18 protein-coding genes, 4 tRNA genes, 1 other RNA gene and 1 riboswitch are annotated in these 24313 nt (G+C 49.4%); of the genes, 19 read left to right on the top strand and 4 right to left on the bottom strand.

Going from position 1 to position 24313, the window contains the following annotated elements:
• Window positions 1–85 precede the first annotated feature (85 nt).
• The 19 genes from ruvA (at window position 86) to IC617_RS02435 (ending at window position 15863) form a co-directional block, all read left to right on the top strand.
• Window positions 86–700 carry a Holliday junction branch migration protein RuvA gene (gene ruvA, locus IC617_RS02345; protein WP_191143385.1) on the top strand — a complete coding sequence of 205 codons (615 nt, stop codon included), beginning with the start codon at window positions 86–88 and terminating at the stop codon, window positions 698–700.
• Between the two features lie 12 nt (window positions 701–712).
• Window positions 713–1726, top strand: a complete 1014-nt coding sequence (gene ruvB / locus IC617_RS02350) for a Holliday junction branch migration DNA helicase RuvB (protein WP_087506897.1) — start codon at window positions 713–715, stop codon at window positions 1724–1726.
• A 495-nt stretch (window positions 1727–2221) separates the two neighbouring features.
• The gene (ybgC, locus tag IC617_RS02355) at window positions 2222–2635 is read left to right on the top strand and encodes a tol-pal system-associated acyl-CoA thioesterase (protein WP_191143386.1); all 414 of its coding nucleotides are present in this window, start codon (window positions 2222–2224) and stop codon (window positions 2633–2635) included.
• A complete protein-coding gene (gene tolQ, locus IC617_RS02360; RefSeq protein WP_191143387.1) occupies window positions 2625–3314 on the top strand; it encodes a protein TolQ in 690 nt (229 codons plus the stop codon). Before ybgC ends, tolQ begins: the two co-directional genes overlap by 11 nt.
• Before the next feature lie 2 nt (window positions 3315–3316).
• Entirely contained in the window at window positions 3317–3742 is a 426-nt protein-coding gene (tolR, locus tag IC617_RS02365; protein WP_087506894.1) for a protein TolR, read from the top strand.
• Window positions 3743–3754: 12 nt separating this feature from the next.
• Window positions 3755–4663, top strand: a complete 909-nt coding sequence (gene tolA, locus IC617_RS02370; protein ID WP_191143388.1) for a cell envelope integrity protein TolA — start codon at window positions 3755–3757, stop codon at window positions 4661–4663.
• Window positions 4663–6027 carry a Tol-Pal system beta propeller repeat protein TolB gene (gene tolB / locus IC617_RS02375; protein ID WP_191143389.1) on the top strand — a complete coding sequence of 455 codons (1365 nt, stop codon included), beginning with the start codon at window positions 4663–4665 and terminating at the stop codon, window positions 6025–6027. The genes tolA and tolB overlap by 1 nt, the downstream gene beginning before the upstream one ends.
• A 38-nt stretch (window positions 6028–6065) precedes the next feature.
• On the top strand, window positions 6066–6581 hold the full coding sequence (pal, locus tag IC617_RS02380) for a peptidoglycan-associated lipoprotein Pal (RefSeq protein ID WP_191143390.1): 516 nt from the start codon (window positions 6066–6068) through the stop codon (window positions 6579–6581).
• 11 nt (window positions 6582–6592) lie between these two features.
• On the top strand, window positions 6593–7312 hold the full coding sequence (ybgF, locus tag IC617_RS02385) for a tol-pal system protein YbgF (RefSeq protein WP_191143391.1): 720 nt from the start codon (window positions 6593–6595) through the stop codon (window positions 7310–7312).
• A 224-nt stretch (window positions 7313–7536) separates the two neighbouring features.
• A tRNA-Lys gene (locus tag IC617_RS02390) sits at window positions 7537–7612 on the top strand.
• A 61-nt stretch (window positions 7613–7673) separates the two neighbouring features.
• A tRNA-Lys gene (locus IC617_RS02395) sits at window positions 7674–7749 on the top strand.
• Between the two features lie 17 nt (window positions 7750–7766).
• Window positions 7767–7842: transfer RNA gene (locus IC617_RS02400), tRNA-Lys, on the top strand.
• A 37-nt stretch (window positions 7843–7879) separates the two neighbouring features.
• Window positions 7880–8037: riboswitch (molybdenum cofactor riboswitch) on the top strand.
• On the top strand, window positions 8026–9003 hold the full coding sequence (moaA, locus tag IC617_RS02405; RefSeq protein WP_191143392.1) for a GTP 3',8-cyclase MoaA: 978 nt from the start codon (window positions 8026–8028) through the stop codon (window positions 9001–9003). (Overlaps the previous riboswitch by 12 nt.)
• 2 nt (window positions 9004–9005) lie before the next feature.
• Window positions 9006–9500, top strand: a complete 495-nt coding sequence (gene napF / locus IC617_RS02410; protein WP_224745738.1) for a ferredoxin-type protein NapF — start codon at window positions 9006–9008, stop codon at window positions 9498–9500.
• A gap of 116 nt (window positions 9501–9616) precedes the next feature.
• Window positions 9617–10651 (top strand): quinolinate synthase NadA, encoded by a 1035-nt coding sequence (gene nadA / locus IC617_RS02415; RefSeq protein ID WP_191143393.1) that lies wholly within the window; start codon window positions 9617–9619, stop codon window positions 10649–10651.
• A gap of 535 nt (window positions 10652–11186) precedes the next feature.
• Window positions 11187–11274: transfer RNA gene (locus IC617_RS02420), tRNA-Ser, on the top strand.
• A gap of 71 nt (window positions 11275–11345) precedes the next feature.
• A non-coding RNA gene (locus tag IC617_RS02425) (RtT sRNA) lies at window positions 11346–11475 on the top strand.
• A gap of 281 nt (window positions 11476–11756) precedes the next feature.
• The gene (locus IC617_RS02430; protein WP_191143394.1) at window positions 11757–13886 is read left to right on the top strand and encodes an agarase; all 2130 of its coding nucleotides are present in this window, start codon (window positions 11757–11759) and stop codon (window positions 13884–13886) included.
• Window positions 13887–14012: 126 nt separating this feature from the next.
• Window positions 14013–15863 (top strand): DUF5060 domain-containing protein, encoded by a 1851-nt coding sequence (locus tag IC617_RS02435; protein WP_191143395.1) that lies wholly within the window; start codon window positions 14013–14015, stop codon window positions 15861–15863.
• Between the two features lie 25 nt (window positions 15864–15888).
• Here the strand turns inward: IC617_RS02435 and IC617_RS02440 are convergent, their stop codons facing one another.
• The 4 genes from IC617_RS02440 to IC617_RS02455 form a co-directional block, all read right to left on the bottom strand.
• A complete protein-coding gene (locus IC617_RS02440; protein WP_191143396.1) occupies window positions 15889–16641 on the bottom strand; it encodes a response regulator in 753 nt (250 codons plus the stop codon).
• 280 nt (window positions 16642–16921) lie between these two features.
• Window positions 16922–19123, bottom strand: coding sequence for a hypothetical protein (locus IC617_RS02445; protein WP_191143397.1), 2202 nt, complete (start codon window positions 19121–19123; stop codon window positions 16922–16924).
• Window positions 19124–19181: 58 nt separating this feature from the next.
• A complete protein-coding gene (locus tag IC617_RS02450) occupies window positions 19182–22916 on the bottom strand; it encodes a TonB-dependent receptor domain-containing protein (RefSeq protein WP_191143398.1) in 3735 nt (1244 codons plus the stop codon).
• Between the two features lie 284 nt (window positions 22917–23200).
• Window positions 23201–24310: an S-methyl thiohydantoin desulfurase family protein gene (locus tag IC617_RS02455; RefSeq protein WP_191143399.1), complete on the bottom strand. Its 1110-nt coding sequence runs from the start codon at window positions 24308–24310 to the stop codon at window positions 23201–23203.
• Window positions 24311–24313: the final 3 nt, after the last annotated feature.

Consider the following 24313-nt stretch of genomic DNA (forward strand, 5'->3'; position numbering starts at 1 on the left):
TGTATTTTTTTACAGTGAAATCTACTCAAGACAACCAATCTTTGTTAACCTCGGGCTCATCAAAGCTATTGATGGAATCAAACACGTGATTGGACGTTTACGGGGCGAAATCGCCGACAAACAACCGCCAGAAGTTTTATTGGATGTCGGTGGCGTCGGTTATGAAGTACAAATGCCGATGAGCAGCTTCTTTAATCTGCCTGAAATTGGCCAAGCCGCCACTATCTATACCCACTTGGTGGTGCGAGAGGACGCTCAATTGCTGTTTGGCTTTGGTTCTAAATCAGAGCGCGCATTATTTCGAGAGCTCATTAAGACCAACGGTGTTGGACCTAAACTGGGTTTAGCAATCCTCAGTGGCATGACGGCAGAACAGTTTGTTCGGTGCGTCAATTTAGACGATGTCACAGCATTGACCAAGTTGCCGGGGATTGGCAAGAAAACAGCCGAACGGTTACTGATTGAGATGCGTGACAAACTCAAAGACTGGCACGGTGGTGAAACTGAGGTTTTGGCAATGCCGACGGTGGAGCCAAGTGCAGCAGTTGCAATGCCGGTTGATGCTAAAGCCGATGCCATTAGTGCTTTGGAAGCATTGGGTTACAAACACAATCAAGCCAAGCAAGCGGTGACTAAAATAGCCAAAGACGGCATGAGTTCAGAAGATCTGATCCGTGACGCGTTAAAGTCCATGATGTAAGGATCGTGAGCCATGATTGAAGCGGATCGACTGATTCAAGCCGAAGCGACCCGAGAAGACGATGCCATCGAGCGGGCAATACGGCCTAAAACATTGGCTGAGTATGAGGGCCAACCTCATGTTCGCGAGCAAATGGACATCTTTATCGAAGCGGCGCGCAAGCGCCAAGATGCGCTCGATCACTTACTGATCTTTGGCCCACCCGGTTTAGGTAAAACCACACTAGCCCATATTGTTGCCAATGAAATGGGCGTCAACATGCGACAAACTTCTGGACCTGTGTTGGAAAAAGCAGGCGATTTAGCTGCCATGCTGACTAACCTTGAAGCCAATGATGTGCTGTTTATTGATGAGATCCATCGCTTAAACCCAGCTGTTGAGGAAGTGTTGTATCCGGCCATGGAAGATTATCAGCTGGATATTATGATCGGCGAAGGGCCGGCGGCTCGCTCGATCAAACTGGATTTACCCCCTTTTACTCTGATTGGCGCCACCACTCGTGCGGGATCATTGACTTCGCCACTGCGTGATCGCTTTGGCATTGTGCAGCGCTTGGAGTTTTACAATACCGCCGATTTAACCAATATCGTTGAGCGCTCAGCTGGCTATCTCAGCATGAATTTGTCATTAACCGGCGCCGAAGAAATTGCCAAACGTTCGCGCGGCACACCAAGGATCGCTAATCGCTTGCTTCGTCGGGTGCGAGATTTTGCTGATGTCCGGCACGATGGCCAGGCTGACCAAGACGTGGCAAACAAAGCGCTGGACTTACTTGATGTTGATCCGCGTGGCTTTGATTTCATGGACCGTAAATTGTTACTGGCGATTATCGATAAATTCAGTGGTGGGCCGGTTGGCTTGGACAACTTGGCAGCAGCTATTGGTGAAGAGCGCGATACCATTGAAGATGTGCTTGAACCTTATCTGATTCAGCAAGGCTTTATTCAGCGTACGCCTCGTGGCCGTATCGCGACCGAGCGGGCCTATCAACACTTCTCACGTATCCATCCGTCTCTCGATCAGTAAAATCAAGGCAAAAAAAAGCCCGCGAAATTCGCGGGCAGCATTTATGCTTCAGGAAAGAAAATAAATCAGGGAACTATCCGTAGTAACCACCAAGTCCGTACTAAAAACTTAATGGTCATAAAACGCTTACTCGAACACAGCGCTAACTGTTGCTTCGATGGGGAGCATATTATTGTTAGATCGGTTTTATCTCAAACGAGATAATTTGAGACTCATCATTAATAAAACTAATGTCACTTCTATTTTTTCAGTTTTTATTTTTATTTGTGAATATTTTGTTAAACCTCGCTGGCGCGGGATTTGTTGATTTATTCGCGTTTCTTGAATGAATATTCGGTTTTTACTCAAGGTTAACCATAGTAATGCAATTCAAGGGCGCATTTGTAGAATTGTTGGCAGCTATTGGCGAAAGTTAAATTTGCTGGAAACTTTCTGTATAGTGAGGCACTCAAACTCTTGTGCGCTAAATAAACTGGATGCTCTGGCAGGTAAGCCGTGACAACAGAATCATTTAACTGGCCTGTACGCGTTTACTACGAAGATACGGATGCCGGTGGTGTGGTCTACTACGCCAACTATCTCAAATTTATGGAACGAGCCAGAACCGAATGGCTCCGTCATTTGGGTATTGAACAAGATAGCTATCTCGATGAAGGGATTGCCTTTGTTGTGCGCCATGTTGATATCAATTACCTTGCCTCTGCACGCTTCAATGCATCGCTCAATGTTAGCTGTGAGCTGACTAATCTGCGCAAAGCTAGCTTAACCATTGCACAAACGGTTTGCAGTTCTGATCAAAATCAACAGTTTGTCTCTGGTCAAGTGACCCTAGCCTGTGTAGATTTGACCCGCAATAAACCCGTTGCCATACCAAAACCCATTATGGAGGTGCTGACACGTGTCGGCTGAAATTTCTCTCATCGGTCTGTTTTTAGAAGCAAGCTTACTGGTCAAGCTGGTCATGCTTACGCTGTTGCTGCTCTCCGTAGTGTCTTGGGCGATGATTTTTCAACGCAGCAAAATGCTCAATAATGCTCAAAAGCGCTTAGGCCAATTTGAAGATAAGTTCTGGTCTGGGCTGGATCTGAATCGGCTATATCAAGAAGTCAGTGTGCGCTCAGATACTTTTGGTCTGGAAAAAATATTCCATTCAGGGTTTAAAGAATTCATTCGCTTGCGCCGCAATGGCAACCGTGACTCGGCACAATCACTTGAAGGCACGCGCCGCGCCATGCGGGTGGCCTTGTCACGTGAAGTCGATAACCTCGAAACACACTTGCCGTTTTTGGCAACTGTCGGCTCGACTAGCCCATATATTGGCTTGTTCGGCACCGTCTGGGGGATCATGAACGCCTTTATCGCGCTCGGTGCGGTTAAACAAGCAACGCTGCAAATGGTTGCCCCAGGTATTGCTGAAGCACTGATCGCAACGGCCATGGGCTTGTTTGCGGCAATTCCAGCGGTGATTGCCTACAACCGTTTTTCTACTCGGGTTGAAAAACTGGAAAATGCTTACATCAACTTTGCTGATGAGTTTCTTTCCATTTTGCAACGCCAGACTGTCTCTGAAGAGCAAAAAGAGTCCTAACCATGTCATTTGAGCGTAAGCGCCGTCGTAAAGTCGCTGACATTAATGTGGTTCCCTACATTGATGTCATGCTGGTGCTGCTGATTATTTTCATGGTCACGGCGCCTTTGATCACCCAAGGGGTGAAAGTTGACTTGCCGCAGGGCGAGGCCGAACCGTTGTCGACGGATACTAATCCGCCTTTGGTTGCGTCAGTGGACGCTGATGGTAACTACTATGTGTCCATTGGTGATGACGATGACAACACGCCGCGAGAGCTGGATGAGTTAGCGGAAATCGTAGCCGCGCAATTAGTGATTGCGCCTGATACGCCGGTGGTGGTCAAAGGGGATCGTCGAGTGCCGTATGAGGTGGTGATTAATCTGATGGTGACACTGCAAAATCACGGTGTGCCGGCTGTCGGTCTGATGACCGAAGATACCGAGTAGCAGGGTAGTTCCGTGAAATTAGGCCCATTCAGTATATACATTGGCATCTCGATAGTGGTTCACATCGCTTTGGTAGTGTTGCTGTCGATCTCGATGAGCACTACACCGAAGCCAAAGATCCAGCCCAAACCGCAAGGTCAGCCGATTCAAGCCGTCACCGTTGATCAAAGCAAAATTGATGAGCAGGTTAAGCGCATCAAAGCCGATAAAGAAAGGAAGCGGTTGGCCGAGAAAAAGCGCATCGAGGAGCTTGAGCGCAAACTCAAAGAAGTTGAGAACAAACGCAAGGCCGAACAAAATCGCCTGAAAAAGCTCGAAACCGAACGCAAGCGTAAAGAACAAGAGAAAAAAGCGGCTGATAAAGCTGCTGCCGAAGCGAAGAAAAAGCAAAAGCTAGAGGCTGAAAAAGCACGCAAGGCCGAAGCCGAGCGGAAGCGCAAAGAAGCTGAACGCAAGGCCGCGGAAAAAGCCGCTGCCGAAGCGAAGAAAAAGCGCGAGAAAGAAGAAGCGGAGCGTCGTCGTAAGGAAGAAGAACGCAAACGCAAAGAGCGTGAGGCGCGAGAGCAAGCCGAGTTAGAGCGACTGATGCAACAAGAGCTGGAGGCTGAAAACCAGCAAATTGGCCAGCAACGGCAAGCGCAAATCCTATCGGAAATTGATAAGTTCACTGCCTTGATTCGCGCCACTATCCAGCGTAATTGGCTAGTTGATAGCAGCATGGCCGGTAAACAATGTCAGCTTACTATTCGACTAGCGCGCGATGGCTTTGTGACCTCTGTTGATAATGGTGTTGGTGATCCTGTGGTGTGCTCTTCTGCCCGCAATGCGGTGCTGAAAGCGGGCACATTACCGATGTCTGCTGACCCGGAAGTAAACCAAAAAATGCGAGAAATTCGACTGACTGTGGAGCCGAATCTTTAATGAGTACTCTGTTCAAACGCTTACTTAAGAGCTTGACTTGTGTGGTGGTTCTGATCGCAGCTGCGCCATCGCAAGCTGCCTTAGAAATTGTCATTACTGAGGGCATTGATAATGCCCGCCCTATTGCAATTGTGCCATTCAGTTATCAGGGCCAGCCCAATTTGCCACACGATGTTGCCACCATTGTCTCTTCCGACTTACGTCGCAGCGGTAAATTCAACCCGTTGGCTGTGCAGGCGATGCCAGAGCGGCCAAGTCAGTCATCACAAGTGAACTTTGATAAATGGGCGAACTTGGGCGTCGAAGCTGTAGTAACCGGCTCTATTACCTTTATTGGTGATGATCGTTATCAAGTGAGCTTTGAGTTACTGGATGTGCTGCAAGGACAAATGTCGAAAGGCGATGTCGCGGTCGCTGCCGACGGCTCCATTATCTCTAGCCAGTCATTCATTCTCGATGGTCGCCGCAGTGTCGTGAAAGGCGCCCAATTGCGTCAGTATGCTCACCGCATCAGTGACATTATTTACGAACGCTTAACCGGTGAACGTGGCGCCTTTTTGACTCGTATTGCCTACGTCGTGGTTGATAACGATGACAGTCACCCATACAAGTTAATGGTGGCCGACTATGATGGTTATAACGAGCTCAACTTATTGCGCTCGACTAAACCCTTGATGTCGCCCGCCTGGTCGCCAGATGGTCGGCAGTTGGCTTATGTGTCATTCGAAAAGCACAAAGCGCAGCTTTACATTCAAGATCTATACACTGGCCAGCGCCGATTACTTACCGATTTCCCCGGCATTAATGGCGCCCCGCGGTTCTCGCCAGACGGTAAACGGATGGCAATGGTATTGTCAAAAGATGGCAATCCAGACATTTATGTGATGGATATCGCTAGTGGCCAATTGAAACGGGTTACCCGCAGTCGTAGCATTGACACCGAGCCTTATTGGGTGCCGGATGGCGGCAGTTTGGTATTCACCTCTGAGCGGGGTGGTAATGCGCAACTTTATCGCGTAGAGTTAGCGTCGGGCAAAATAAAAAGGCTTACTTTTGAGGGCGATATGAACCTTGGTGGTGCAGTCTCTCCCGACGGTAAGCAAATGGTTTTGGTAAACCGGAACCGCGGCAATTACCACATTGCCAGACAAGATTTGCAAACAGGATTACTACAAGTATTAACCAGTACCCGGTTGGATGAATCGCCCAGTATTGCTCCCAATGGGGGAATGATTATTTACAGTACCGTGCATGGCAACAAACAAGCGCTTGCTTTGGTTTCCATGGACGGTCGCTTTAAAGCACGACTCCCTGCTGTGAACGGACAGGTCAAAGCTCCGGCTTGGTCACCGTTCCTGCAGTAATAAGTATTTGAAAATATCGATTGAAAAGGAAAGTGGCAATGCAATTGAAACCGTTGACTAAAGGCCTAGTGATGGCGCTGCCGATGATGTTCTTGGCAGCTTGTAGCACTACTGATGACGCCGCTAGCGGCTCTGCTGGCACTGGTGCAGAAGATTCTGCGATCAGCTCAGCTGTTGCTCCAGTGTTGACGCCTGAAGAAGAACGTATGCAGAAGTATGCTGAGTTGCGTAAAGAGCACATCATCTACTTCGACTTCGACCGTTCTGATGTTCGCGGCGAGTTTGCCGAATTGTTGGCTGCACACGCTGACTACTTGGTTAAGAACCCGAACGTTGCAGTACGCGTTGAAGGTCATGCTGATGAGCGTGGTACCCCAGAGTACAACATCGCTTTGGGCGAGCGTCGTGCCAAAGCAGTATCTAAGTACCTGATGAGCCTCGGCGTAATGGCCAGCCAAATCAGCACTGTATCGTACGGCGAAGAAATGCCACTGGTTTCTGGTCACTCAGAAGAAGCCTGGGCGAAAAACCGCCGCGCTGTTTTAGTTTACTAATCAGTTAAGCCATGAAACGACATATTGTTGTGTTAGCCGCTACCCTCACGGGAGCGGCTTTTGCTGCTGCACCAGTTCGCGAAGCCAGTGGCAATTCGATAGAAGAGCGTGTTGATCGTCTTGAGCGCATGCTTGAATCTCGCAATCAGGTCCAGGTTGAAATGCAACAGCAATTGTCTGATCTGGAATACGAGGTAGGGCAGCTGCGTGGCTCTATTGAGCTTCACGGCCATCAGCTTGAGCAGATCCTTGCTCGCCAACGTGATTTATACCAAGACATTGAACGCCGTTTGGGCGGAGCTAGTCAGGCTCCGGAACCGACTGCGCCGACCACAGTTGCGCCAGTGACGCCACAGTCAACCGCAGAGGTGACGGCAAATGTTGCCTATGAGGCGGCGTTTGGGCTGCTCAAGGGTAAGCGTTTCGACGAGGCAGCTACCGCTTTTTCGGACTTTATCCGCGATTATCCAACGTCCAATTACGTTGCAAATGCCTATTACTGGCAAGCGCAGCTGAAGTATCGTGATTCCAATTTAGTGGATGCTAAGCAATCGTTTTTGACTGTGGTGAATAAGTATCCGAAGTCATCAAAGCGGGCTGAATCGATCTTTAAACTCGGTTTAATTGCCGATAAGCAAGGCGATGCAGCAGAAGCCAAAAAACGCTATCAGCAAGTGATCAATGAGTATCCAAGCTCAAACGTAGCGCAGCTCGCCAAAGGCAAGCTTTAATCGCTAGTTGAACCAGTAGCCGTCGACAGAAAGTCGGCGGCTTTTTTATGCTTGTAGCTGGTTTCTTTCTGGAATAAAAATTGACCAAGCTGGCTGAGGATTGGCCGACCGGCGAAAAGATTGCATTTTTCTGTTGCAACTGCCCGTCTTTTAAGTATTATATGCGCCGCGCCGGAGGATAGGGTCTACTCTTTATCAACGCAGGCCGGTGCGCAAGTTCAGATGGGTTGTTAGCTCAGTTGGTAGAGCAGTTGACTTTTAATCAATTGGTCGCAGGTTCGAATCCTGCACAACCCACCACTTACTTCATCTCACCTGCAAACTATCAAGTTGTTCTTGCAACTTGATGACAGCGAAATACGGGTTGTTAGCTCAGTTGGTAGAGCAGTTGACTTTTAATCAATTGGTCGCAGGTTCGAATCCTGCACAACCCACCACTTTCGCAACTCAATACGGGTTGTTAGCTCAGTTGGTAGAGCAGTTGACTTTTAATCAATTGGTCGCAGGTTCGAATCCTGCACAACCCACCACTTTTACTTCCTCGTTTCTTCGCGCTAAACTCAAGCAACAATTAGTTCACTCCGAAGCTTCGTGACCTAAGCCATTTAATGCCAATGATATGGTTTGCAAATGACATGGTGACGTAGCCGAGACCGAGAGTCTCCGGGTTGTGCTTGAAAAGGCTCAGCCTCCCGTGCTTGGAAAGGGGTAAGATGTCACTATCCGATGCTTTTGGTCGGCAGTTCCACTATGTGCGGCTGTCGATAACCGATGTATGCAACTTCAGTTGCAACTATTGCCTGCCTGATGGTTATCAGTGCGATGGCGATCGTAACTTTCTCAACCTCGATGAAATTCGCCGCGTGGTTCGTGCTTTTGCCGAGCTGGGGGTGGAAAAGATCCGCGTCACCGGTGGCGAGCCGACACTGAGAAAAGACCTGCCACAAATCATTGAGCAGTGCGCCAACACGCCGGGCATCCGGAAAGTCGCACTGACCACCAATGGTCATAAGATGGCGCGCCACTTGGCCAACTGGCAATCGGCCGGCCTCAACGCCATTAACGTCAGCGTCGATAGCCTCAATCCACACGTCTTTCACCAAATCACGGGCCACAACTCATTAACCGATATTCTCGATGCCGTTGATCAGGCCCAACGAATGGACTTCGACTCGATTAAGCTCAATGCCGTGCGGATGAAGGGCATTAATGCCCATGAACTTGAAAGTTATATCGATTGGTTAAAAGACAAAGACATTTGTTTGCGCTTCATTGAATTGATGGAAACTGGCGATAATCGTGAATTTTTCCGCAATCATCACAGCTCTGGTCAGGAAATTGTTGATGCCCTTATTCGCCAAGGGTGGCAACGGATAGAACGGAGCATTTCTGCTGGTCCTGCGCAAGAGTACGGCCATCCAGACTGGCAAGGACGGGTTGGCGTGATCATGCCGTATAGCAAAGATTTCTGCGCCAGCTGCAATCGTTTGAGAATGTCTTCGCGCGGCGACTTACATTTGTGCTTATTTACCGAAAGCGGCCTGAGTGTGCGCCACCTGATGCAATCGGATGCGGATCTGCCGCTACTGAAAAATCGTTTGCAAGAATTACTGGTAGAAAAGCACGCCAGCCATTATTTACCTGAGCACCAGGTTGGCTCGACAAGGCATTTGGCCTCGATTGGCGGTTAGTTTTGGCCACTGATAGAGCCAAGCGGGCTCTGTTTCGCGGTAAAGCTAACGCGCCATTGGTGGTGCGGCCACCTCATGCGCTGGCAGAAAGCCAATTCACCGAAACATGCACCCGCTGTGAAAAGTGCATTGCTGTCTGCCCCACCAATATTATCGTCAAAGGTTCTGGCGGCTTCCCTGAAATTGATTTTGGCGCAGGCGCCAAAGAATGCGAGCTTTGCAACAAATGTGTCGAAGCTTGCCAAGATGATGCGCTGAACGCCGCCAACGAGCCGGTGTGGCGTTGGCAGCTGACATTAAATGAGCAGGCCTGCTTGCCTTTCCAAGGGGTAGCATGTCGCAGTTGTGGCGAATATTGTGCGGATAGTGCGATTCGCTTTCAGCCAAAAATTGGCGGCCAATTTACTCCCGAGCTTATCCTTGAAGCGTGCACCGGTTGCGGAGCCTGCATTCATCCGTGCCCGACCAATGCGCTACAAATTCAACCAGCCGACTGAAGCCTAGAAGCAATCTATGTCTGGCTAGATTGGCATTATTTATTTCGTCATTTTTCGCGTATAATCCCTGCGCTTAAAATTATTCCAACCACTGTCCGTTGTTGCCGGAGTTCGCCATGAGTGACGTGTTAGACGTGTTGTCGCCAACTTTTCCATTCCCGCCAAAGCCGAAGCGTTTGGCTGAGGACGAGCGTGAAGCCGCCATTGAGCGCATTAAAAAATTGCTCGTTGAGAAAGATGCGGTGTTGGTCGCTCACTACTACACCGACGATGATATTCAGGCGCTGGCAGAGGCGACTGGTGGCTGCGTTGCCGACTCGCTCGAAATGGCACGTTTTGGTAATCAGCATCCAGCATCAACGTTGCTGGTAGCTGGTGTCCGCTTCATGGGTGAAACGGCAAAGATCTTAACGCCAGAGAAGAAAGTCATCATGCCGACGCTTGAGGCGACTTGTTCATTAGATCTTGGTTGTGACGCTGAAGAGTTCAGTAAGTTTTGCGATCAGCACCCAGACCGGACTGTAGTGGTTTATGCCAATACATCGGCTGCAGTGAAAGCCCGAGCTGATTGGGTAGTGACGTCGAGTATTGCACTGGACGTTGTCGATCATCTTGATGCCGAAGGCGAGAAGATCCTATGGGCGCCAGACAAGCACTTGGGTGGTTATGTTGCCAAACAAACTGGCGCTGACATGTTGTTATGGCAAGGCGCTTGTATCGTCCATGACGAATTCAAATCGAATGCGTTACGGCAGTTGAAAATTGAACACCCTGAGGCTGCAATTCTGGTCCACCCAGAGTCGCCAGAGAGTGTTGTCGATATGGCCGATGCTGTTGGTTCAACGAGCCAATTGATTAAAGCCAGCCAAGAGTTGGATAACGACACCTTTATTGTTGCTACAGACCGCGGCATTTTCTACAAGATGCAGCAGCTGTCACCTGAAAAGAACTTTATTGAAGCACCAACCGGCGGTCAGGGCGCAACATGTCGCAGCTGCGCTCATTGCCCATGGATGGCAATGAATGGCTTGGTTGCGATCGAAGAAGCCTTGCTTGATGGTACCGGCAGAGAAGTGTTTGTTGATGAAGACATTCGTCAAAAAGCGCTTGTGCCGCTGAATCGAATGCTGAACTTTCAGGTAAATCGCTAACTTTGAGTGGATTTTGCTCGAACAGCGCATTTAGACAAATTTCTTAGGGCTAAATCATTGACCTGATCAGGGCTTTTTCTTAATATACGCCGGCCTTGAGGGATTGCCCTTGCATGAGCTACATGGATAAAAAAGCAGACAATTCGATTTCAATGGTGAGGTGTCCGAGTGGCTGCTAAGCAGCGCAGCGAAAGGATAGTCACGCAAAGCGTGCTCCCAGCCACCATTGAGTAGTTAGACATGAGCTACATGGATAAAAAAGCAGACAATTCGGTTTCAATGGTGAGGTGTCCGAGTGGCTGCTAAGTCGCGCAGCGAAAGGATAGTCACGCAGAGCGTGCTCCCAGCCACCATTGAGTAGTCAGCCATGAGCTACATGGATAAAAAAGCAGACAATTCGATTTCAATGGTGAGGTGTCCGAGTGGCTGCTAAGCAGCGCAGCGAAAGGATAGTCACGCAAAGCGTGCTCCCAGCCACCATTGAGTAGTTAGACATGAGCTACATGGATAAAAAAGCAGACAATTCGATTTCAATGGTGAGGTGTCCGAGTGGCTGAAGGAGCACGCCTGGAAAGTGTGTATACGGCAACGTATCGAGGGTTCGAATCCCTCCCTCACCGCCATTATTTAGAAAGCCCGCGTGTTAACGCGGGCTTTTGTCGTTTAAGCGCAGTTAAATGTTGAGTTGAAAGCTCCTCAATGCAGCTTGGGAGGGTGAGAAGCCTCGTGGGTTCGAGTCGAGCGCGCAGCGCGAGACAACATCGCCAATGGCGATGGCCCGAAGGGAAGGAGCGAAGCGACGCATCATCCCTCCCTATGTTTAGCTACTTTGCCGCCATTATTCAAAAGCTCGCATAACCTAGCCTTTAATCGCTTGAAATCAGCTTGTTATGACGCAATCGTGAATTCATAAAAAACTGCAATCTAGATACAGATCGCGGTTTTCTTTCTCTTGTTGAATTATTGTTAACAATTAAATGTATGGGATTGGTGGGTTTTCTTCATTAACTGATCAACATAACAAGTAGCGCTAATTACAAAGAACGATGCGTTATTCACACGTTAACAAGAGGCTTTTCTTACGCCTCAGGAAGAGAGCGGTAACATGTCAAAAATAAACAACATCCTTCTATCCTTAATTATTGCAATGGCTCTTGGGATTAGTGGTTGCGGTGGAGGTGGTGGGTCGTCAGATTCATCTGCGCCAACACCCGCGCCGACTCCAACTCCAGATCCTGATCCAGCCCCTGAGCCAGATCCTGAACCCGAGCCGATGGGAACTCAGATTGATATTAACCTCGATATGAAGCATGTGGTTGGTGGTGTTGAGACCTTTGATCGCCGTAAGTTCATTGGTATCCATGCGTCACCGTTGGAAAACGAGTGGTTGTGGGAAAACCAATATGGGCCAAATGAATCCGATGATCTGATCACCGATTTTTTGGACGGCTATGATGTCTACCTTGGCCGGAACACCGGCGGCATTTCTTGGGAGTTACGTAATGTTGCCCAAGATCCGGCAAAGCCCGGTTTTGTCAGTGAAGCGTCGACAACGAGCCGCTCGGCCTGGGTGAAAAATCAGTTTGTCACCAACACTACTGAAAAGTACGTCAAAGGCCGCCAGCATGAACAGCGCGCGACCGACATGATTATCGGTGCTCAGCAGCATCCATTCTATCCAGATGGCACCTTGATTAATTCGCTCGATGGCAATCAATGGGCTTTTTCTCAAGCGGATAGCCAAGCAGAACCATTTGGAACGGCTACAGGCCATTACATGGGGCAGTACCTCAGTAAGTACTTTGGCGTGTCATCAACTGATGCGAATGCTGGTCAACCTAAACCTAAGTTTATTGAAGTGATGAATGAGCCGCTTTATGACCTAGTAACGGTTAAGAGTGAGCTGACTGAACAGCAAAAGTTAGATAAAACTCACCAAATTTTTGAATTTCACAATGCCGTTGCCAATGAGATCCGCAAAACAAATCCTGGCGCATTGATTGGTGGATACACAGTGGCATTTCCTAATTTCGAGGAAGACAACTTCAACCGATGGGAGCAGCGCGATAAAGCATTTATCGACATTGCCGGTGACAACATGGACTTCTTGTCGCTGCATTTATACGACTTTCCCGCCTTCCAAGGAAAACAGCGCTATCGCCGCGGTGGTAATCTCGAAGCGACTTTCGATATGTTAGAGCAGTACACCGACATGCAGTTTGGTGCGCCAACACCAATGATTGTGTCTGAGTACGGTGCACAGGTTCATAGCCACATCAAGAAACCTTGGTCGCCTTACACCGACTGGGAAAATGTTGCGTCCTTTAATGCCATGATGATGAGTTTCATGGAACGTCCTGACTTAATTTGGAAGACGTTGCCGTTTATCGTGGTGAAAGGAGAGTGGGGGCGCACCGGGCCTAACCAACCTTATCAGTCACGCTTAATGCGTCGTCAGGATGAGCCCAATAGCGACACCGGCAACTGGGTTTACACCAACATGATTCACTTTTTCGAATTGTGGAAAGACGTGAAAGGAACGCGAGTCGATAGCTGGTCATCGGAAGTGGATATCCAAGTCGATGCCTATGTTGAGGGCACGAATGCCTACGTCATTCTGAATAACCTTGAGTTTAGCGATCAAGAGCTCACTTTCAACGCGCTTGGCCTGAATGGCAACACCATCGATAGCGTCAAGATAAAGCACTTTTTTCAGCAAGGTGAGGGAGGTGTGATTGAGCAGTCAACGGTTAGCACACTGGCCGAAACCATTACCTTAAAGGCGAGTGCCACTATGGTGCTCGAGCTGACCTTTGCCAACGATCTGAGCCTCAGTGAAGTTAATCATGAAACCAAGTATTACGCTGAAAGCTACAAGCAAGCCATTGCGGCTAACCAAGCGATTAGCTTCAACATTAATGACGTTGAGCTTGGTAGTGAAGGGGAAGCGGTGCTGCGGATGGGCGTTGGCCGCGATTTTAATCTGTCGCTGCTACCGACGATTACGCTCAACGGCAAGGCCATCAGCGTGCCTGAAGATTACCGCGGTGATGACCAATACCTTAATGGCGATGGCCGTGAAAGTTTCTTTGGTTTGATTGAAATCCCTGTATCGCTGGCCGATTTGCAAGCCAACAATACGGTGGAGGTGACCTTTGCGGATGGCGGAGGTTATGTCTTATCAATGACTCTGCAGGTATTTGACACCACTCGCGCATTAACTCGGACCAAATAACTCGACATTTTGAGCGCACAACACCGGCCGCAGTAATTCTACTGCGGCTATTTGGTTTGCAGCTAGGCGAACTGTTTATCCATTCAATTGATGATGAAAGCGCCTGATACTCGTAGAGATCCCTTAATGACAAACGCTAACCTTCTCCATTGCATACTTTTCGTTACCCTACTTGGCTACAGCAGTCTGTGCTCAGCTTCGGTGCCGGTAGCGCTAAATGGCGAACTCCGCCAGTGGCATACCATTGAACTGGCTTTCGCTGGGCCAGAGGTTTCGGAGCAAGACCCATACAACCCATTTCTCAATTACCGCTTGAACGTTGAGTTCCGCCACCCAACAACGGGCAAAAGTTATGTCGTCCCGGGCTTTTTTGCCGCGGATGGCAATGCGGCGAATACTGCTGCCAGTCGCGGCAATCAATGGCAAGTTCGATTTAGTCCCGACGAGGTCGGGCTGTGGAGCTGGCAGGCACAGTTTCGTAAAGGGCCGTATGTCGCTATTTCTGAAGCCAAGCACTCCGGTCGTTCAGGGGCATACATGGATGGCCAAGGCGGTCAATTTGACGTTCAGGCATCAAACAAACAAGCGCCAGATTTTCGCGCCTTAGGTCGCTTGCAATGGGTGAATGAACGTTACTTGCGATTTACAGGAAGTGGCGATTACTTCATTAAAGCTGGACCCGATTCGCCGGAGAACCTGCTGGCTTACACTGATTTTGATGGCTCTCAGCATCAAGATGGTTTTGGCGATGAACTGATGAAAACCTGGGCACCGCACCGAGCTGATTGGCAAAAGGGCGACCCCACTTGGGCCGATGACAAAGGTAAAAACCTGATTGGTGCATTGAATTACATTGCCTCTAAAGGAATGAACTCAATCAGCTTTTTAACCTTGAACATTAAAGGCGATGACAAGAACGTGTTCCCTTATGTCGATTACCACACCTACGATCGCTTTGATGTGAGTAAGCTGGAGCAGTGGAATATTGTCTTTAGCCATGCCCAATCGCTCGGTTTGTTTTTACATTTCAAAACTCAGGAAGTGGAAAACCAAGGATTGCTCGATGGCGGCGGATTGGGCGCTGAGCGCAAACTGTATTACCGAGAGCTTATCGCCCGCTTTGGTCATCATCTGGCGCTGAACTGGAATATGGGCGAAGAGAATGGCGACTGGGTGCCGGAAAATACCACTGCGCCGCAAGGGACGTTACAGCGCCTTGCCATGGCAGCCTACTTTAAGCAGGTTGACCCTTACCAACATCATCGAGTGATCCACAATGGCTGGTATTTTAACGATCTCAGAGGGGCGGATAGCTGGTACACCGGCGCATCAGTGCAAACGTCGTCGCCTGATTTCAGCAATGTTCACAAGCAAGCCAAAGAAATTCTTAGCTGGCCCAATGCCAATGGCCGCCAATGGGCGGTAGCGGTGGATGAGCCAGGGGATGCTGAGCATGCTTTGAAACCCGATGCCATTAACCCTGAGCATCGAGATGCGCGGCAAAATGGTTTGTGGGGTGCCTATATGGCCGGCGCGTGGGGCACTGAGTGGTACTTTGGTTACAAGCATGCCCACAGTGATCTGACCGCTCAGGATTGGCGCTCACGAGATAAGTTTTGGCAGCAAGCCAAGATTGCCATCGACTTTTTCTCAACGGTCGACGTTCCTCTGCACAAAGCTAAGAATCATGATGATCTGGCCGAAGGCGCATGGGTGCTGGCCGAGTTGGGGGAATTTTACATCGTTTATGTCAAACGTATGCCTGAAAAGTTGATGCTGAAAATGTTGCCTCAGAACGCCCGTTACAGCGTCCAGTGGTACGATCCACTGCGCGGTGGCGGGTTACAGTTCGGCTCGGTAAAACAACTTCAGATCGAAGATGAGGGCAAGTATTCCTGGCTCAGAGTGGCGAGCGATTTAGGACAACCACCGACTCACCCAAACCAAGAGTGGGCCATTCTCGTTAAAAAGCTCTAGTAGGGCATGGTTACCGATAACATTTTCAACCAGCCTTGAGCTGAGGTGTGATGATTTCGTCAAGCTCATTATGCTGCGATACTTCGGCAACAAAGACATAGCCAGATCCCCGAATCGTTTTAATGAGGCGGGGGTTTTTCGCACAATCGCCGAGTCGCTGTCGCAGCCGGCTCATCAGCACGTCAAGCCCTCTCTCTGTTGGCAAGGCCTGACGCCCACGCATGTAATCGGAAATATCATCTCGAGATAGCACCCGAGAAGGGTTGTCGATAAATATTCGTAGCAGTGTGTATTCATTGCTCGATATCGGCTCTGACTCGCCAGACGAGATTTTTTGTAAGCGTCTCATTTGGGTATCGACTAGCCAGTCAAGAAATAAGTAGTAGCGCTGGTTGGTTGGGGTTTGGCGGCTGCTGCGACGAAATTGAGCTCGGATGCGGGCGAGCAACTCTCTTTTGCCGTAAGGTTTATCGAGGTAATCATCAGCACCGGCATCCAAGCCCATGACTTTATCCATTTCATCGGAATCAGCGGCTAGCAAAATAATCGGCACCGACAGAAAGCTTCGCACGTCACGACAGGCTTGAAAGCCATCTTCACCGGGTAACATAACATCTAAAATAATTAAATCTGGCGCGGAGTGGCGCGACAGCTCTTGCATCTGTTGGCCACTATGCGCCGATAAAACGCGATAGCCGTTGTTTTCCAACATTAATTGCAGGGCTCGATTGTGTTCATGATCAGCATCGACAACGAGTATTGTTTTTTTGTCGCACATCGCAAACTCCATTCCGAATCGTTACATACGAGTTGTATGGCACCGCGGCAAACAAGCTCGGCACTCAATTCTTCCGATAGTTATCGTTACCATATTGTTACATTGTTAACAATTTTCTTTCTAGAGGGAAGGATCACCAATTTTCCGATTCAATCATTCGAATGCCAGTAGTGTGCTTGAGATCACTTGGGTTGAGATAAGGCCAGAAAAAAGCCCCGCGACCTTGCGGGGCAATAACGTAGCCTTGGGGGAGGCATATTGTTGTAATTAGCGATATGGACTAAGGAATCTCAATGACGCGGACATTGTCGATGTTGTACTGGGCGTTGGCCTCGGTGAAGCTCAGCTCCAAGGTGACCGTCTCATTTTCCCAATCAATACCTGCGCTGGAGGCTTGCGTGGCTTCATTCAACAACACGGTTGGCGCCATGGTGTAACCTCCATAGGTTTGCGCCACAGTGCTAATGGTGTCGCCAGAAGCGGTGGCTAATGCCACGCCAACAGGCGTTGATACATCATTGCCATAGTTGTCGCTGAAATTGGTGTAGGTCACGGACATCGATACCGCAAAGCGTGCGCCTGGTTTCACCGCTCCCATCGATACTGGCAAGCTGACAACTACTGGTCCTGCAGCGCCTGTGGTATCAACGGCTAAACCACCAGTGGTGCCGTTCGCGGCAGCATCTGCTGAGATTGTCGCGCTGCCACCATCAACGGCAACAGCAGCAGTCAGGTCCTCAAAGGTACCGGCGTCATCTGCCACAATGTCATGTATGGCTGAGTCGATGTGACCAAACTCCACCATGCGGTAATCATCCATTGCCAATGGTGGAATGTCGTCATTACCGGAACCATTGAACAAGAACATACTGATGTTCTCGGCGCCATAGGTATTGATCATCGCGTGGAGTTGATAGTTACCGAATTCGCCAGTATCGAGATATAGGATGGCTTCATCCCATTCGCCCGCGTTGTTGTAGGCAGGGCGAGGGCTAAACCAGAACTTGTAACCAATATCCGGTAGGTTACCAGCAATGGTTGATAGTGCCGTCATCGGCGCGGCGCCACCAGTTTTCAGGTTGTACGCCAAGTAGTACTTGGTATCAGCCTTCATATCAGGTAGGTTGTCGTTCGGCAAACGCAGCAGCGTACTCCCTTCAAACAACATGCTGCCATTGCCGTTCGCAGCATCACCCTCAGTTTGGTAAGGTGCTGCGCCGCAACCCCATGGACAGTGAATTGGCAGTGCCAGTGGCTTCTCGAAGTTGTAGTTATCAAAGGTCTCAACAAACAAGTTAGACTCGGCTCCGACAACGGTGACATTAACGGTGCGGAAACCATCGGTCTCGATGTCGTTGCTGTCTTTCAGTCGGTACGTCATTGATACGGTTTGCTGCTCGCCCACTGCTAAGGTGTAGAATGCATGTGGGTCAACGACTAGCTCATTGCCTTCAAAACTAAAGCCATATTTGTAGGCTTGCTCCGCAGCAAAGTCACCATCAAATGCGGTGATGGCATCGCCTTCTGCATCGCTTACGCCTTCAAGCAAGTCAATACGGGTGAGGGCGTCAGTTGACTGTATTGTCTTGTTGAGAACGTACTCGGTAACATCTGGTGCGCCGGGAATGTCTTCGACACCAAACACATTAATGACCACCTGACGAGGCACTTTTCTTAGGCCATCAAAGACGTTGTAGTTGTAAACCAAGGGCGTTGATACACCAAACGGGATACTGTCTTTGACAGACGACAAGTCCAGTATGAGGTTGCCACCGTCAACACTGTGAACATCGGCATCTTTAAACAAGTTGTCATCGGCAGGGCTCAAGTCGACCGCAGATAAATCATCGCCATCGCCATCTGTCGCGCCCTCAAGCAAGTCAAATGATTGCGGTGCATTGGCGGCGTCTTTGGTTATGGTGTGCTCGACATTTCCGTGGAACTCGGGTGGTACATCTGCACCTTGGATCACCACAGTCATGACGCGCTCTGCAGCCAGTTCACCATCGGAAACATCGTAGGTGATCTCAAGCGTTTTAGTGGTCTCGTTGACCAGTTCGTCCATGTAAACACGTGGTTGAACCATCACTCGAAAATGCGAGCTCGCTAATTCAAATGCACCGTCATCGATAATCAAATTCGGCATGCCGTCGCCACCATCATGCTCAATGGTTTCGCCATCAAGGGTGATCCGAACGTTTTTGATTTGTAATGGGTCGCCATTGGCGTCCAGAGCGCCGTTGGCGCCGTTATTGCCAGCTTTGCTGCCGTCTACTTGCCCGGTCAGGTAGTAGTAGTATCGAGAGTCATCGCTAATGCCTTTTTCTGATAACGCAATAGCAATATCACCAGGATGCTGTGGCGCGACATTTTCTGTTGGCACACTATCCGGAAGTTGTGGGTCAGAACTGCCACTGCCGCCACAGCCGACTAGGGATGCGGCTATCATTGCCGCTAACAATGTTTTGTTCGTATTTATCATCTTTAAACACCAAAGTTTGGTAGGTGGCGCGATTGCTCGTCCACCTACTGAATCCAAGTTAGAAGGTTGCGCGCAATGCTAGGCGGTAGGTGGTACCCACTTTGTAGCGGGTAATCGTCCGCGACTTGGTGGCGCCATCCATTGGTGTTGATTCCAATAATGCGGCATAGCTATAACCATCACCTGCTTCATTGAGGACCGGTACCACTTCTAATTCGCGGCTGGTCCAGAACGTGCGGTGTTCTGAGTCGGTTAAGTTGATTGCTTGGAACGACAGACTCATCCAGTCGTTGGCTTGCCATGTGGCAGATAGGTCGAGCGAGTTACGCCCTTCACGCCACAACGAGCCTTGCTGATAAGTCCGGCCGCGAAGGCCAGTGTTCCAATCTTTACCAACCAACGAGTCATCTTGACCTTGGAAACTTAAGCGGATTTGGTGGCCATCTTGCTCCCAGAAACCTGTCACGTTGTAGGCATGCTCTGGGGTGTCGGCTACTGGATAACTTGGCATTGATTTGCCAGTTACATCAGAGATCTGCTTATCGTACTCACTATCCTGATAGGTGTAGTTGGCGGATAAGCCTAAACCGCTGAGGAAGTAGCCCGGCAAGAAGTCATACATTTGCTGGTAGCCCACTTCGATCCCTTTAACAGTGGCTGAATCACCGTTAAATAAGCGGTTGACGTTGAACTCGTGACAAACATCAGACCACGCATCGGAAACAACTAATGGATCGTTTTTGTTGAAGGCGATGTCGGTCGTAGTACGCAGTGGCATACAGCCTGATAGACCTTCATCCTCTAAGCTTGGATCATGCGAGAGCAAAATGTCGTTCGGATCAATCGAGTCAACGTCTCTCACGTCTTTGATGTAGGTGCGGAATGATTCGGTATCGGTGAAGTTAGACATGTCTTTGTAGAAGAATGCCACGCTTAACATCGATACGTCGTTGAAGTACCACTCCAAGGACACATCGAGGTTTTTCGACTCCAATGGATCCAACTTGGTGTTGTACATGTTGATGGTGCCCGGATTAATCCGTTCACGCCCGCCACCCCAATAGGTCGCCCACATTTCATTGAGGCTTAAACCGGCACGCAACTCATCAATTTCTGGCCGTGTCATGGTCTTAGAGGCAGCAAAACGACCAATAAAATCATCACTAAAGGCATAGTTCAGGTTCAAACTAGGCAGATAGTTGGTGTAGCTATGGCTGCCTTTACTTGGATACGACGCGATGGTTTTATCAACTTCGCCAAGCTGGTAGAACTCAGGGCCAACGTCGGTTGTGCCGTTGCCTGTGTAGCCGTAGTGTGGTGTGGTCGCAGCTGGATCGCCCCAACCATGGTCGCGACTGGTGCTGACATCAGCATAACGCCACATGGTGTACCAGTTGATTGTTGGTGGTGTGTAACCTGCTGGGTAATTGCCTTGATTGCCACCGAAGTGATAATCGGCCCACTCCGCATAAGCAGGATCGTGACATGCGCCTTGATCGGCGATTCGTGTCCAAGTGCTTGGATCTGGATTGCTCACCTCAACCATCTGGCCCAAGCCATTGTCGACCATTTGCGTTGTGCGCCAACCAAGACCGTCTACCCGTTGGAACTTCTGCTCGTAGTAGGTAGTTTCACCCGGATCACCGAAGAATGGTTGCGAACAAGCCGGCAAGTTGGTGTTGCGCAAATCACGCAGGGTCAGCCAGTCAAACTCTGATTCGTTACCATTTTGTGGGAAGTCATAAAATGTGGCACCGGAATAACCTCTGGCATCAACGTCGGTTTTGACCATGCGCATACCAACGTTACCGGTCAGCGCGCCATCGAGATAATCAAAGTTCGCCTTGATGTAAAACGCTTTGGTATCAATGTCCGTTTCGCGAGTGTTGGTTGAGTTGATGGTTTCAGACAGCTCAGGGTCACCGACGACTAGGTTGTAAGCTTCGACCAAATCAATGGTGGTCCAGTTCTGCGTTGCGTTGGAGCGAGGTATACCAAGCGAGCCCATGACGTTGTCGTAGCGCATGCCGCTCTCGTCCAAGATCATCGGCGCTAAAATATTGGTCAGTGGACCGGAAGGCGGTACCAGCGGATCGCCGTTTTCGTCTTCTACAGCTTCAGTCTTGGTGTTGGCATTGTAGGTAAACTGCTGATGATCAACATACTTTTCACGTTTTGAAATTTTGGTGCCAAACTCGATTTGAGTCACGCCAAAGGCGTCAACATCCCAGTCAAAATCTAACTTAAAGGTTTTGATTTCATCTTCGATGTGGCTTTGGTTACGACTAATCGAACCAAGGTGGAAAGTGTTGGCGTCTGCTGGATTAAATGCAGTATTGACCTCATTATCGCGCCACGGCAACTCACCATCAGGGGTATCGGCTGCGGTAATGTTTTCACCCAAATCAGCGAAGCTCTCGCCAACCTGTAAGCGGCACTTGCCGGTGGTGCAATCGTAGCCGACCAATTCAGTGATTAAGCCTTGCTGGCCTTTGTCGAACAATAGTTCAGAGCTGACTTGGCTGTAGTTCTGCATGTTGGTGTACAGAGCCAGTGGCACCGTGTCAGATTCACTTTTCGACATGCTGATTGCGGCATCCATATACAAGGTGTCGGTCAGCTCTTGGTTCCACCGTAAGCTTGCGGTGTAGTTTTCATCATCCGTACCGCCTTGGGAGCGCGAGATGTCGCCTTTGGTGAAGCGATCAAGACGTTTGACCAAGGTATAAGTATCTGGGTTGTAGACGTACCAATCTTCCTGCGGATCGGTAAATAGCGAGGGTTCGCGGTTCGCCAACGTGGTTTCGCCTTCAATCATGTTCGGCGAAGTTGAACGATTGACGCTAATACCGTCATATTCACGGCGATTTTTCTTCTTGCTGTATGTGACATCAAACATCACGTTAGTGGCGTCAGATGGCGCATATTGCAAACCGATGGTGCCACCCCAACGGTCGTCTTCATTAAAGTGAGCCTCGTAGTGCGAGTTGTTTGGCTCAATAGCGCGAACGTTATTAATCAAGTTACCGTCAGTGTCTCTGGCAATGCTGATTTCAGGCGATGCTTCGTAGCGGCCGACACGGAATTGATCTTTGCGATAGCTATTGGTTTCGTCATAGAAGGTAAAAGCGATACCAAACGACTCATCCAAGAATTTCTTCACGCCAGAGACTTGGAATTTGTGATCGTATTCTTCAGCAAAATCGTTGTAGCGACCCTGTGCAACAACGTTAATACGCTCGTTTTGAACATCCAAAGGACGCACTGTTGTTAGGTTAATGGTCGCGCCTAAAGAGCCTTCATCGTGATCGGCACTTGGTGTTTTTACCACTTCAAGTTTTGACAGAATGTCGGCGGAATAGAGGCTGAGATCGACGGCTTGGCTGTCGCCTGTTGAGGTCAGTACTTGGCCATTCAGTGTGATTTGGTTTTGGTTCGACGACGCGCCTCGAACGGTGACTTGGGAACCTTCGTTACCGCCGTTCGTCACCACTGAAACGCCAGTAATACGACCGAGTGCGTCGGCAATATTTTGGTCGGTGGTTTTACCAACGTCCTCGGCGTTAATCGAGTCGCTGACGTTAGAGTTGAAGCGTTTGTTGTTCATTGACTTGAGTAAGCCGCCACGAAGGCCTTTTACTTCAATGACTTCAACTGCTTCCGATTGATCTTCAGCGGCAACCGCGGTTGTACTGTCTTGGTTTTGCTCCGCTGCCACCGCATTCAGTGACATGGCGGATACAACAGCTAAAGCCAAGGCACTTAATTTGAAATTAGTATCAGTACCAGCCATTAACGTATTCTCCAATTTGAGTTTTTCATCTTTTCCCCCTATTTTGCTCCGGTGGCCCTCAGTGGGTTGAAAGCAAAATGTTAATTTATGGATATTTTGTTAACAATTAAACGATAACCATAAACCAAAAAGGGATCTGCTGATTAAAACTCACGGTTACAGTCGGAGATGGTTTGTAACTTGAGAGAGGGCTTTGTTGCAAAGTTGTTACATTGGTTAGATCTGAACCTGCGGTAACGTTGGATTGGTATTAGGTGGGAGGCGCCAGCCCTTGGCAAATCTTGTCATTTGCCGTTGCTAATTGCCGGCTGGTAGGGCAGAGCAAGGCCAAGATATTGCGGGCCGAAAGCGGCTAAACCCTTTTCTGTGGTGAATTCTTTGGGTGCTGGCAATATCACCACTGCAACATTGGCATCGATTGTGACATTCGGGTTGGTAATGGGCTCTCCGCTATCAAGCTCGATACAGCAAATCAGATCCGGAATCGTCACGTCCACTTTACCGTTAAGGCGTGACATCAGGTTTTCGTTTTTAACATCAATTTGATAACTGTCTCCGCTAAATTCACCCGAACCAATAAGATCAATGCGACCGAGAGTAAAGCCATCTTGAGTGACGAACTCACAGTTTGACACCCGGCCGCGAAAAGCGACATAACCACCACCATGGTTGGCGATTTCATTGGCGACATCGAGCCCTTGCTCGCGGGCGATACGGTAGGCTTGCCCTAACCCCAACGCCATCGATATGGATCCTTTTATCACGGCATCTTTCACTTGCTCTATCGGCATGGCGTGATCGATAGCCGCAATGTCGTTGCGACTGACCATAGAGAGGGCGCGGACAACGTCTTCAGCTCGCCTGTCATCGATGATGTTTTCCAGTACAAAACACTCACCAAACTCATTGGCGGTGACAACAGGAGCTGCTGGTAATCCGTTGAAGTAATAGGTGGAGTGAGTAATTTCAGGCACCGCTCTACCGGCTGGATCAGCATCGATAATGTAACCATCGGCCATGGCGGCGACATAGAAAGAAATTGCCGTATTAGAGCCGCCAAGCTCGCAACAGATAGTGCCGTAAAAGGTCTCGCCAGTGTATTCAACCAAGCGTTTGTACGCTGTCATGATGGCCGGCTCGCCACTTTGCGGTAAGCCTTGGTAAACCTGCTCCAGCTCGGTTGTTAATGGCGACAAGGCGCCCAGCATATAGGGCGTACAAATCATGCTTCCAGCTGGTACTTCATCGACTGATACCAGCTTAAATTCCTTGCCAGCGGCTAGTGCTTTGTTGATGTAATCAAACCCTTCATCAAGCTCGCCGCCGCCGCCAGTGCCAAGAATGGCGCAGCCGTAAAGAATATCGGTCAGATCGTCTCGGCTCAGAGATCGCATAGT

Source organism: Neiella litorisoli (assembly GCF_014773395.1).
GTDB classification, from domain to species: Bacteria; Pseudomonadota; Gammaproteobacteria; order Enterobacterales; family Neiellaceae; genus Neiella; species Neiella litorisoli.

What these genes read in the sequence shown, in the direction of transcription:
- ruvB (WP_087506897.1), top strand. Translation starts at nt 713, where the DNA reads ATGATTGAAGCGGATCGACTGATTCAAGCCGAAGCGACCCGAGAAGAC.
- tolR (WP_087506894.1), top strand. Translation starts at nt 3,317, where the DNA reads ATGTCATTTGAGCGTAAGCGCCGTCGTAAAGTCGCTGACATTAATGTG.
- tolB (WP_191143389.1), top strand. Translation starts at nt 4,663, where the DNA reads ATGAGTACTCTGTTCAAACGCTTACTTAAGAGCTTGACTTGTGTGGTG.
- pal (WP_191143390.1), top strand. Translation starts at nt 6,066, where the DNA reads ATGCAATTGAAACCGTTGACTAAAGGCCTAGTGATGGCGCTGCCGATG.
- ybgF (WP_191143391.1), top strand. Translation starts at nt 6,593, where the DNA reads ATGAAACGACATATTGTTGTGTTAGCCGCTACCCTCACGGGAGCGGCT.
- moaA (WP_191143392.1), top strand. Translation starts at nt 8,026, where the DNA reads ATGTCACTATCCGATGCTTTTGGTCGGCAGTTCCACTATGTGCGGCTG.
- nadA (WP_191143393.1), top strand. Translation starts at nt 9,617, where the DNA reads ATGAGTGACGTGTTAGACGTGTTGTCGCCAACTTTTCCATTCCCGCCA.
- IC617_RS02430 (WP_191143394.1), top strand. Translation starts at nt 11,757, where the DNA reads ATGTCAAAAATAAACAACATCCTTCTATCCTTAATTATTGCAATGGCT.
- IC617_RS02435 (WP_191143395.1), top strand. Translation starts at nt 14,013, where the DNA reads ATGACAAACGCTAACCTTCTCCATTGCATACTTTTCGTTACCCTACTT.
- IC617_RS02440 (WP_191143396.1), bottom strand. Translation starts at nt 16,641, where the DNA reads ATGTGCGACAAAAAAACAATACTCGTTGTCGATGCTGATCATGAACAC.
- IC617_RS02445 (WP_191143397.1), bottom strand. Translation starts at nt 19,123, where the DNA reads ATGATAAATACGAACAAAACATTGTTAGCGGCAATGATAGCCGCATCC.
- IC617_RS02450 (WP_191143398.1), bottom strand. Translation starts at nt 22,916, where the DNA reads ATGGCTGGTACTGATACTAATTTCAAATTAAGTGCCTTGGCTTTAGCT.
- IC617_RS02455 (WP_191143399.1), bottom strand. Translation starts at nt 24,310, where the DNA reads ATGCGATCTCTGAGCCGAGACGATCTGACCGATATTCTTTACGGCTGC.